The following is an 11,540-nucleotide window of genomic DNA, read 5'->3' on the forward strand; positions in this document are numbered from 1 at the left end:
TATCGGTATGGACGCGACGAATGTGTGTCTTCGCGCGCTTCGCACTTCGGTGCTGACGCGTGTCCGAATGCTGCGCTTGCCGCCGAAACTCAGCCGTCGTCTGTCCTATCGGGTGTCGGTTAGCCGACGCTTGGATCATGACTGTTGCTTTTATGGGAGGCATGATCATGCCGCAATCTTTTGCGTCGCCGGACGACCGCCGCATCCACCGCACCCGTCAGAGCATCGCGGAAGCGCTTCTCTCCCTGCTCGCCGAACGGGATTTTTCGGACGTCGTCGTCAAGGACATCACCGAGCGGAGCAATATCAACCGTTCGACGTTTTATGCCCATTATCAGGACAAATTCGATCTGCTGGAGAAACTCGTCCAGAAACGCCTGGCCGTCCTGGCCGACTTGCTCCGTCCCGGATCCGTTCAAGGCTACGAGCCGGATTTCGACCGCATCGATCCCTTCTACGCCGCCTTGTTCGAGCACCTGGCGAAGCATCACGCCTTCTTCGGAACGATGCTCGCCCGCCCGGTACCGGGCGATTTTCCCGGACGCATGCACCAGGTGATCCGCGAGAGCTATTTTGCCACCGCATCGCCTCGATCCGGATGGACCAGAAGCTGCTCGTGCCCCTCGACATCCTTCTCGACTATCTCAGCGCCTCGACGATGGGCAGCATCCGAACCTGGCTGTCGCAGCAGATGGTGTTCTCCGCGCATTATATGGCGCTGCAGATGACGAGGTTGTCCATGCTGGGCATCTATCGGGCGATGGGGCTGAACGAGGAGGCGAAGCAATCGTAGACGGGGGTATGACGGGAACCGGCGCCGCCACAGTTGGAGCAGAACGCTCCAACTGTAGCTCTCGCTAGACGGCAGGCACCACAACGAAAAGGCCTCCCTTGCCGCGCATGGCGCGGAAGCGGAGGCCCCTTCTTTTCCCTGTCGATTCGTTCTGTCATCCCGCCGCCTCACGTCTCTGCCAGCCGCCCCTTCGGCGCAGGGCCCGGCTTCGCCTCCCTCGGCTTGATCGCGAAGGCGGCGAGCAGCGCCGATACGATACCCAGCGCGGCCATCGTGAAGAAGAGCAGGCGATGGGACTGATCCAGCAGGAGAGACGCGGCGGGCGGTCCCGCCGCCACCCCGATGAAGCGCATGCTGCTGTAGATCGCCGTAACCGTCCCCCGCTGCTTTTTCTCGATGCCTTCCGTAATCAGGGCGTCCAGACAGGGCAGCGCCGCTCCGATCCCCGCCCCGCCAAGCGACAGAAAGACGAACAGCCACAGAATCGAGCCGGTGCGGAACCACCCGCAGCAGAACATCGCGGCCGCCACGACGACGGCGCCGGCCAGGTTCAGCCATTTCATCCGCAGCTTGTTCTCGCCGATCCACTTGCCCGCCGCGAACGAGCTGATGCACAAGGCCGCCGTCGGAATCGCCAGCAGTCCGCCTTTGGCAACGCCGTGGATGCCGTAACGATCCTCCAGAACCTGGGACAAAAAGAACAGCGAGCCGAACACCAAAAACATGCAGATGCCGCCGACCGCGAAGATGGCGTAGAGCCATTTTCCTTTCTGGCCAAATACGCTCTTGATCGAGGCGAAAAACCGCTTCAGCGTCTGCGGCTCCTCCTCGCCCTTCTTGGGCACCTTCACCAAGACGGCGACCAGGATCAGAGACAGCACGCTGATGACCGGAATCGCGAAGAACGGCAAAAACCAGACGAGGACGGCCAGCAGCGAGCCCAAAATCGGACTCAGCACTTTGCCGAACGTGTTCGCGGTCTCGATCAGCCCCAGTCCCGCGCTCACCTCCGACTCCTGCTTGAACATATCGCCGACCAGCGGGATGACGATCGGAGCCGATCCCGCCGCGCCGATGCCCTGCAACAGCCGCCCGGCCAGGATCCAGCCGTACGAATGATCGCTCCACCAAGCGGCGAGTCCGGCCACGAGCCCGCCCGCTCCGGTGATCGCCAGACTGGGGATGATCACCTTCTTGCGGCCGATGCGATCGGAGAGAAAGCCGGCGATCGGGATGAGGAAAATCGCGACCACCGAATAAACCGTAATGATCAGGCTGACCTGTAGCGATCCGACATGCAGCTCCTTCCGCAAAGACGGGAGAATCGGAATCAGCATGGAGTTGCCCAGCGTCATCATCAGGGGAATGGTGGCGAGGGCCAGCAAATCCCGCTTCTTTTTCTGTGCCGCCACGGCAGGAGCCCCTCTCCAAAGTCGATATCGAGATCAGATCGAAAGCGCGCGAATGTCCTCCCTCGCCTGGTCGTTCATCATCGCGGGCGTCCATTTGGGCTCCCACACGAGCGCCACATCGACGGCCGACACGCCGGGCACGGCAGCCGCGGCTTCCTTGACCTCCCGGACGATGTAATCCGCCAGCGGACACTCCGGCACGGTCAGCGTCATCTCGATGCGCACGCGGCCGTCCTCCTCGCATTGCACTTCGTACACCAGCCCGAGGTCCACGATACCGGCACCAACTTCGGGATCCCGCACAGCTTCGATCGCCGTCCAAACGTCGCCTTCTTTTACCACCTCATTCATCTCCCCGTCGGTTCAAGTCCGCTCGTCGCCTCCGGCTGTCCAGTAGGGACGCATACGTCAACCCCACTATTTTGTCCCCCGGGGACGGACCTATGCGGCGGCTGCGGTTTTGCCCTGACCCGGCCTGGCCGACCGACTCGGCGGATGCCGGGAGGAGCGGGCATGCCAAAAAGCCGCCGTTTCCTCGCACGAGGAACCGACGGCCGATGAGCGGACCGAATATGCGATTTACTTGTACTGCTCCAGGAACTTCACGGCTTTGGCGATGTCCGCCTCCGGCTGCGCGCCGACCTCCCGCTCGATCGTGAGATAGCCCGTGTAGCCGATGTCCTGCAGCGCCTGCAGGTAGGCCGGCCAGTCGACCTTGCCCTCGCCAAGCGGCACTTCGCGGAAAAACTCGCCCGACTCGACCATCTGCGCCAGCTTGTCGTGATCCATCGGCTCGTAACCGAGGGAGCCGTAGATGTTGCGGGGGTCCGTCTCTTTCAGGCGAACGCCGTCTTTGGCGTGCGTATGGACGATATAGTCGCGAAGCGTGTAGACGCCTTGCACCGGATCGTCTCCCGTGACCATGACCATGTTGGCCGGGTCGAAGTTGACCGAGACGCCGTTCGTGCTGAGCGTGTCGAGGAACTCCTTGAGCCGGGCTGCCGTTTCCGGTCCCGTCTCGATGGCGAAGTACGCGTTCAGGCTGCTCGCATACGTGCTGAGCTCCTCGCATGCTTCCTGCATCGCTTTGTAGACGTCGCTGTCCTTTTCTTCCGGCACCATGCCGATATGCGTCGTCACGACGTTCGTGCCGAGCTCGACGGCGAGGTCGAGAATTTTTTTGGACTTCTCGATCTTCCAGGCGTTCTCCTTGCGGTCCTGGAAGCCATGACCGCCGAGATCGCCGACAAGGGCGGAAATATGAAGCCCCAGGGAAGCGATATACTCGCGCAGTTCCTTGCGCTGTTCCGCGGACAGATTGTCCGGGTCCATCTCGCCGCTGACCGCGTAGATCTGCACGCCGTTCGCGCCGACTTCCTTCGCCTTGCGCAAGCCTTCGCGCACGCCGACGCGGAAGCTGTCGACGATGACGCCGATCGGATTCGTTACTTTGACCATGTGTACAGTCTCCTCCCTATCGCTCGATTAGGCTTCGTCCCACAGCCGGCGCGCGTTGGCCAGGCCGACGCGGGCCCCGTACTTGCAATCCTCGACGCCTTCGAACTCCAGCGACAGATAGCCGTCGTAGCCCGAGGACTTGACTGCCTGCAGCACCGCCCGCATGTCGATGTCCCCGTTGCCGAGGACGGCGCCGCGCAGGTAATTGCCCGAGATCGTCTGGAACCATCCTTCGCCAGGCGGCTGGGCCGCAGGACGTAGATAGAAGTCCTTGAGATGGACCATCGAAGCCGCGCGGATCGTCCGCTTGACCGCGGCGACGGAATTCTCGTCCGCGCACATGAAGTTCCCCACGTCGAGGGTCAGCTTGTAGTTGTCGCGTCCGACCGCGTCGATGAGCGCGAGCACGCGATCGCTCGCCTGGATGTAGTAGCCGTGGTTCTCCACGCTCGTGACGATGCCGTAGCCGGCCGCATAGTCGGCGATTCGGCGGCAGGCCTCCGCCAGCTTGGGCAGCTCGCGCACGAACAGCTCCACCGACGTATCCTGCCGGGAAGCGACGTCGTGGCGCATCAGCTTCACGCCTAGCGCGTGCGCGATGTCGACTTCGCCTTTCAGCCGCGCGATCTCCGCTTCGAAAGCCGCCTCGTCGTCCGTGACGAAGTTGCCCCCGACCGCGTAGTTCGAAATCTCGATGCCGACGGCGTCGGCCTTGGCGCGGATGGCGCCGATGAGTTCGGGATTGTCCTTCAGGCTGTAGCCGATCGGCACGATCTCCACGTGCTCGCCGCCGTGATCCGCGATCCAGGCGACGACGTCCGTCGCGCTCATGGCGCCGGACTGAATCTCGCGCGCCAGGCTGTACGTGCTAAGTCCGAGCTTCATCTGTCGCCCTCCGTCCTAGAAGTGGATTTCTTTGCCTTGCTCCGCGGACTCGTACACCGCCCGCAAAATCTTCGTGATCTCGACGCCGTCCTCTACCGGGCTGATCGGTTCCTTGCCTTCGAGGACGGCCGAGACGAACAGATCGATCTCCGCCTGGAATGCTTTGGCGAAGTTGAAGCCTTTGTTGTCCGTCTGCGGGCTGACGTTGACGATCGTGTCGTGACGTTCGGTCGTGTACTGCACCTCGGGATCGATTTCGAAGCCGCCCTTCGTTCCGTATACTTTGACCGAGCTCTCGTCCTTCATCGCGTGCAGCGTGTAGCTCACGTCGACCAGGAGGGAAGCCCCGTTCTCGAAGCGGATGAGCGCGTTCGCCATATCCTCGACCGTATTGACCGTCGGATCGTAGTCCGCCGCTTTGTAGAAGCTCAGGCCTTTGACGTTCGAACGGTTGCCCAGCTTGTTATAGACGTTGCCGCTGACCGATTTGACCTTGGGCTTGCCCATCAAATACCAGATGAGGTCGATGACGTGTACGCCGATGTCGATCAGCGGGCCGCCGCCCGAACGCGATTTGTCCGCGAACCAGCCGCCCGGATTGCCGAGCCGGCGGATGAGCGAAGCCTTGGCGTAATAGAGCTCGCCGAACTCGCCGCTCTCGGCGAACCGGCGGAGCATTTGGGCGTTCGGGTCGCAGCGGCGAACGAAGCCGACTTGCAGGATCCGATTCGATGCGCGAACGGCCGATTGAATTTCGAGCGCCTGCTCGACCGTCATGGCGAGCGGCTTTTCCACGAGCACGTGCTTGCCTGCTTGGATCGCCGCGATGCTGATCTCGGCGTGCGTGTAGTTCCAGGTGCAGATGCTTACCGCCTGCACGTCCGGGTCCGCGAGCAGCTCGCGATAGTCCGTGTATACGCGGGAAGCGCCGTATTTGCGGGCGACTTCCTCGGCCCGCTCCTTCACCTGATCGCAGATCGCGACCAAGTCGACCGCGGGATTTTGCTTATATGCGTCCAAATGCGCTTGCGATATCGAGCCTGTCCCAATGACGCCTACCTTTAATTTCTCCGTCAATGCCAATTCGCTCCTCTCGGCTATCCTTTTCTCACCTCGTACTATAAAATGAAAGGAGGGAAAGGACCATGAACGACTTTGCTATAGTTTTGTAAAATTGTGCGATGATGAGGTGAACCGAATGGACAAGTCGCCCGCGCTCCGCGAACCGATGGATATGCCCGATCCGTTTTTCCCGATGAAGCTGCATCACTGCCGTTTCGCGCAGTCCGGCGTCACGACGTTCCCGCACCATTGGCACGAGCACCTCGAATTTCTGTACGTCGTAAAAGGTGAAGCGAGATTCTCCTGCAACTCGGAGAGCTACGACGTCGCGGCCGGCGATCTCATCGTCATCAACGGCACCGATCTCCATCACGGCATCAGTTTGTCGGACGATTTGTTCTATTATGCGCTGATCGTCGATCCCGCGCTCCTGCACAGCCATACCGTCGACACCGTCGAGGCCAAGTATATCACCCCGATCACGCAGAACCGCATCCGCTTCGCCAACAAGATCGGACGTGACGAGCAGGACGCCCGGGCGTGCCTCGCGGCGCTTATCGAAGAGATCGGCAATCGCGAGTTCGGCTACGAGCTCGCCGTCAAGTCCTGGCTGTACCGGCTGCTCACCGTCCTGCTCCGCCATCATGTCGCAGCCCACTTTTCCCCGGCCGACTATTCGTCGCGCATTCGGCAGCTGGAGCGGCTCGATCCCGTGTTCCGGCACGTGGAGGAGCATTACGCCGAGCGGCTGACCGTCGACCGCCTCGCCGGGATCGCGCGAATGAGCCGCTTCCACTTCAGCCGCGTGTTCAAGGAGTTGACCAACCGCTCCGTCACCGACTACATCAACTTCGTCCGCATCAACAAGTCGGAGTACGAGCTTCGCCATACGGAGAAGACCATCGCCGAGATCGCCACGGCGAACGGCTTTAACGATATTTATTATTTCAGCCGCCTGTTCAAATCGTACAAAAACGTCTCGCCCTCCACCCTGCGTAAAACCGCGCTTCCGGGACAGGGACAGCTGCCTGCGGCTCCCGCCCAAGTAAAAACGGCTTTGCCGTCTTCCTAGACGGCGGCACGTTTTTATCGTCGGTCATACAGAAATGGAAAGACGTGAAAACTCATAAATTCTGTATGACCAAAAATAAAAAATACCTCATTTTCTTGGGGTTCGAAGGCCCGGTATGCTTCAATAGAAGTATGAAAACGAACATTCGAAACCTCTCATCCGCATCTAAATACATGCTGATTGCAGCCGTCGTCCTTGCCGGGATCGGCCTGGCGCTCGCCATCGGTCCGCTGTTTTCTCCGGATAAGCCAAAGCCCGAAGAACGAGCCACCTGGCTGTGGGATCTGGAATCGCTGCTGGCGGAACGCCCGGGCGAGATCATCCCGTTCCTGCGCGAACATCGCGTCCGAACCGTTTACGTGCACGCGGACGCGGAGCTGGCAAAGCCCGGCATGCCGGAGCGATACCGGAGCTTTATCGCCGAAGCGCGGAAAGCGAAGATCGAGGTGCATGCACTGGGCGGCGAGCGGAATTGGGCGCTGCCCGAAGGCGCCAAGGGCATCCGCGCCTTTCTGGACCGGGTGGCGGCGTACAACGCGTCTGTCCCCGAAGCGTCCCGGTTCACGGGCATCCATCTGGACGTCGAGCCCTATTTGCTTCGCGCTTGGGAGTCCGACCAAGGAGAAGTCGTCGCCAGTTGGCGGGAGATGATGACGGATTACCGCGAATTCGCGCACGCGCACGGACTGCACGCCGGCGTCGACCTGCCGTTCTGGCTGGACAAGGTGACGCTGCCGGACGACGAGCGGACGCTGGACGCCTGGATGCTGGATACGGCCGACTCGGTCACGCTGATGTCTTACCGCAACCAGGCCGAAGGCAGCAACGGCGTCCTCGCGCTCGTCCGGCCGATGATGCAGACGGCCGAAAATCCGTCGTATGCCGACAAGCGCGTCCTCGTCGGGCTTAACGTCGCCCCCGACGAAGCGAACTCGCTGACCTTCCACGAGGAAGGCGCAGCCAAATTCCGCCAGGTGGCGGACCGCATCGCCGACCGCTACGCGGACGAGCCCGCCTTCGGCGGCATCGCGGTGCACGATCTCGCGCGCTGGATGGCGCTCGAGGAACAGGGCGGCGGCGAGCGCGGCGCGGATTGAGCGCGCTAAACCCGAGCCCGTCTTGAAGTCCCTTGCCTCCGCGCGGCCCGGACAAGACGGCAGGACCGCCGTCCCGAACATCGTGACGACGGTCATATGGCGATCATACGGCGCGTCGTGACGCCGGTAAGTCATTTGATGACGACGGTAACAACCTTTCCAAAAGGCGAGATTTTTTCCAAATCGTTCCCCTATGATAGGAAAGTCGCTTCGTCCCCGACGAACGATTAACCGATTCGAGGAGGAATCCGCATGTCCAAGGAACCGATGATCAAACTGCAGCCGGGCGGCGTCGCGCCGATCCTGAGCTACAACGTACCGGAAGGAACGACCTACAGCGGTCGGAACTTCATCGACTTGAATTTCCCCGAAAGCTATTTCGCGGACGCAAGCGCCCCGTCTTCGCTGGCCGCCGCCGCGAAATCCGCCGAGCCCTCGGCGGCGCCCATCGCCTCCGACTACCCGCCGGAGGTGCTGAACAGCCTCGGCATCGACCCGGAGGAAGCCGCACGCATGCGCTCGTCCGGGAAAACGCTGCATATCTATGAAAACCTCTACGGCACGCTATCCTATCGCTATAGCGACGCGACGGAAGAAGACGACGCTCCGCCGCTGCCCGCGCTGACCTCGGCGCTAAGGGCCGCCGAACCTACGGACGGCCCGATCGTCAGCATGCTCCCCCCCGGCGGCGGCGGCGACCCGCCTCCCGAGATTGATCCGGTGATCCTCTCCGTCGAGATCACCTCTCCCGCGAACGGCGCCACGATCAACGGACCGTACACCGGCGCGCGGTTCGATATTTCCGGCAGAGCCTCCATCGATTCGGGCGACGGCTCGTTCAAGAAAATGGAGGTCCAGATCGCCGGCGGCGCGTTCCAGACCGTCACGCTGACAAACGGCGCGTGGACGCTGCCCGGCGTCGTCATTACGCAGGCGGGGCCGCTCAAGATCACGGCCAAGGTAACGCATTCGACCGGCATGATCGCCACACGGCAAATCACGGTGACGGTCGCGCTGGCCCCGCAGCCGGATACGACGCCGCCGACGGTCCGAATCGTCTCCCCGACAGCCGGCCAATGGCTCAAAGGGACGGACGGCGCCGTCTCGCTGAAGGTTGATGGGACGGCATCGGACGACCGGGCCTTGACCAAGGTCGAGCTGTCGGTGGACGATCAGCCGTTTGTCCTGACGGAATCCGCCAACGGCTGGACCAGCTGGTCGAAGACGGTCTCGCTTCCGGCCGGACGGCACACCCTCACGGCCAAAGCGACGGACGGCAACAACAATACGAACACGAACAGCCTGATCGTCTTCGTGGACACGGCCATGCCGCGTATCGCCATCACCAAGCCGGCCGGCAACGCGCAGATTACCGGCAGCGAGCTGCACGGCGCGATGGTCGAAGTGACCGGGACCGCGCAGGACGAGTACGGCGTCGCGAAAGTCGTCCTTTCTCTCCTCGGCAATCCGGTCCCCGTCGAAGCCCAACCCAAGGCGCCCGGAGACTGGTCGACATGGAAAGGCTCGATCCTGGTGAAGGATCAAGGCCTCCAAACCCTTACCGCCAAAGTATACGACATGGCCGGGAACGAGACGTTGACGCAAGTCGCCATCCAGGTCACGATCATCCCGGAGAGCATCTCGCGGCTGAGACGCCTCGTTCTCGTCGAGACCTACCAGCTGTCCTCGTATCTCGGCAACTACGGCGCGGGACGAACGCTGAAGACGTTCTCCCTGCTGCCGGGCGAAAAGACGAAAATCAGCATCCGCAGCTACACGCAGAGCGAAACCACATCCAAAAGCGCGTCCAGCATCCTGGATTCGTTCACCGAGGAGAGCGCGAGCGATCTGCAAAAATCGATCGAGAACGAACAGTCGAATAAAAAGGGCTACGACGAGAGCTTCAATTACAAAGTCAGCGCCACGGCCAAAGCCAGTTGGGGATTCGGCAGCGCGTCGATCAGCGGGGAGGTGAGCGGGGGGACGAACGGATCTCGGGAAGAATTCGCGAAAAACATCTCCAACGCGGTGCAGAAGCATGCGGCGAGCGCCTCCGCGAAACGCGACTTGCAGGTCAATACGAGCTACGAGGAAAAAACGACGACGTCGAACGAGATGTCCATCGTGCGCGAGATCGAGAACATCAACGTCGGCCGTACGCTCAACTTCGTCTTCCGCCAGATGAACCAAGAGTTCATCACGCTGCTCCATCTGACCGACGTGCGAATCGGCTTCTTCAAGTTCGTGCCGAAGGACGGCGAACTGAAGCCTGTATATACGGAAGCGACGCTGCCTCAGCTGGATGCCCTGCTGGCCGACGTCATCGTCCCCGACAAGCGCGCGCTCGTCCGCAAGTCCATCCTGCATCAGCTGGTGAACATCTTCGACTACAAGGACCGTCACCACGCGTTCGTCGAGGACGTCGTCATGAAAGACAACCAAGGCAACGACATCCCCTACTCGAACTACTTGCGCGTGAAAAAAGAATACGCCTCGACTTACCGCGACGAGGCGTCCGGTTCGGAGATCAAGGTGCCCGGCATCATCATCGCCGCCAACAAGCACGTCCTGCGCACCGAAGGCATCATCGTCGAAGCGCTGCTCGGCCAGGGCAACGCGCTGGACCCCTATTCGCAAAACCTTCAGGAGGAGACGAATCGCACCAAACGCCTCGAGAACGATCTGGCGCGCGAGCGGATGAACCGGGAGACGATCGCCCAGCAAATCGTCGAACAGCGGGATAGCCTCGCCGCCGAGATCTATGCCAAGCTGTTCCTCGCTCCGCCGGCGCCGCCTGCGGAGGACGGCTCGGACGCCGGGCAAGGAGGCGGCAATGGCTGACGGGGCTTCCGGCAAGCCGCAATCGCCGGCGACGTCGTCGAAGGAGTGGCATCCGCCGTGGGCGCTGCCCTTGTCCGACAAGTCGCTCTACTATAGCGATGATCTATTGAGCGAGGAAGCGCTCTCGAACAACTTGAAGGTGCTAAGCGACTCCGGCAGCAGAGTCCCGCGAAGCCCGCGCATCCGGGAATTGCTCGAGAGGACCCGAAAATTGATCGCCCTAGGACGCTCCCTCGGCATGGAACTGGCGGCAGACAACCTGGAATATTGGCTGAGCTGCGCCGGGGGCATCCGCACCATGTCGAAGAAATACTTCGAGCAAGACGACGACATCATCGCTCAATTAAAGAATAACCACCGCAAAATGATCGTCCAGGGAGCGGAAAGGCGGCTCAAATCCAAACCCGAGCAGTTGTTTCCTTCATCGGCCCGATACATGCTCGGCGGACAAAAAATCGTCTCCCCCGCACCCAACGATCTGCTGGCCAAAGGCGAAACCACGCTCTATTACGAAGATACGAATGAAGATTACAAAGCCAAAGAGCTGACCGTCGCATTAGGCGGGTTTACCGTCTATTCCGAAGTAGAGCTTCGCGCCTCCCCTCTCCCCCCGGAAGAAGGCGGCGGCTGGCGCGTGACGATCGTAAGCTGGAAGTCCAAAATATACGACAGGTACAATTGGGATCCGGGCAAGTACACGGTCATTCCCCCATTCGGAGTCATTCACGATGACGAAATGCTGGAGATTGAAGCCGCCGGTTTCGGCAAACAGTACATGCTGCTCTCAGAGGAATGGGATGTGACGGACGAGAGCCTTTTAGAACCGTTCGTCGTGCATTGACCATCAAAGAGGGTATCTCAAATCTAAGTCTGTTCACGCGACAGACAGCTCTCCTCCATCCCTAAACGTATGAAAACGA

At 61.1% G+C, this 11,540-nt stretch carries 10 protein-coding genes and 1 pseudogene; 6 read left to right on the forward strand and 5 right to left on the reverse strand.

Translation table 11 applies throughout. The annotated features are described in order from the left end of the window. Positions 1-167 precede the first annotated feature (167 nt). Both LKX83_RS24215 and LKX83_RS24220 read left to right on the forward strand, forming a co-directional pair. Positions 168-302, forward strand: a pseudogene (locus LKX83_RS24215) (hypothetical protein); the annotation flags it as partial. A gap of 296 nt (positions 303-598) precedes the next feature. Continuing rightward, a complete protein-coding gene (locus LKX83_RS24220; RefSeq protein ID WP_227885421.1) occupies positions 599-793 on the forward strand; it encodes a TetR family transcriptional regulator C-terminal domain-containing protein in 195 nt (64 codons plus the stop codon). 167 nt (positions 794-960) lie between these two features. Here LKX83_RS24220 and LKX83_RS24225 read toward each other — a convergent pair whose 3' ends face one another. The 5 genes from LKX83_RS24225 to LKX83_RS24245 form a co-directional block, all read right to left on the reverse strand. Further along, positions 961-2,205: an MFS transporter gene (locus LKX83_RS24225; RefSeq protein ID WP_227885411.1), complete on the reverse strand. Its 1,245-nt coding sequence runs from the start codon at positions 2,203-2,205 to the stop codon at positions 961-963. A 33-nt stretch (positions 2,206-2,238) separates the two neighbouring features. Then, positions 2,239-2,547, reverse strand: a complete 309-nt coding sequence (locus tag LKX83_RS24230; RefSeq protein WP_370639122.1) for a metal-sulfur cluster assembly factor — start codon at positions 2,545-2,547, stop codon at positions 2,239-2,241. 237 nt (positions 2,548-2,784) lie between these two features. After that, positions 2,785-3,663, reverse strand: a complete 879-nt coding sequence (locus LKX83_RS24235; protein WP_227885413.1) for a sugar phosphate isomerase/epimerase family protein — start codon at positions 3,661-3,663, stop codon at positions 2,785-2,787. 27 nt (positions 3,664-3,690) lie between these two features. After that, entirely contained in the window at positions 3,691-4,548 is an 858-nt protein-coding gene (locus LKX83_RS24240; RefSeq protein ID WP_227885414.1) for a sugar phosphate isomerase/epimerase family protein, read from the reverse strand. Between the two features lie 15 nt (positions 4,549-4,563). Further along, positions 4,564-5,625 (reverse strand): Gfo/Idh/MocA family protein, encoded by a 1,062-nt coding sequence (locus LKX83_RS24245; RefSeq protein WP_227885415.1) that lies wholly within the window; start codon positions 5,623-5,625, stop codon positions 4,564-4,566. A 121-nt stretch (positions 5,626-5,746) separates the two neighbouring features. Between LKX83_RS24245 and LKX83_RS24250 the strand changes: the two genes are divergently transcribed. From LKX83_RS24250 to LKX83_RS24265, 4 genes are all read left to right on the forward strand, one after another. Then, positions 5,747-6,682: an AraC family transcriptional regulator gene (locus LKX83_RS24250; protein WP_227885416.1), complete on the forward strand. Its 936-nt coding sequence runs from the start codon at positions 5,747-5,749 to the stop codon at positions 6,680-6,682. 173 nt (positions 6,683-6,855) lie between these two features. After that, a complete protein-coding gene (locus LKX83_RS24255; RefSeq protein WP_227885417.1) occupies positions 6,856-7,779 on the forward strand; it encodes a hypothetical protein in 924 nt (307 codons plus the stop codon). 252 nt (positions 7,780-8,031) lie between these two features. Further along, positions 8,032-10,620, forward strand: a complete 2,589-nt coding sequence (locus LKX83_RS24260) for an Ig-like domain-containing protein (RefSeq protein ID WP_227885418.1) — start codon at positions 8,032-8,034, stop codon at positions 10,618-10,620. Next, positions 10,613-11,461 (forward strand): hypothetical protein, encoded by an 849-nt coding sequence (locus tag LKX83_RS24265; protein WP_227885419.1) that lies wholly within the window; start codon positions 10,613-10,615, stop codon positions 11,459-11,461. The genes LKX83_RS24260 and LKX83_RS24265 overlap by 8 nt, the downstream gene beginning before the upstream one ends. Positions 11,462-11,540: the final 79 nt, after the last annotated feature.

The sequence above is a fragment of the Cohnella baijiui genome, assembly GCF_020731285.1.
GTDB lineage: Bacteria > Bacillota > Bacilli > Paenibacillales > Paenibacillaceae > Cohnella.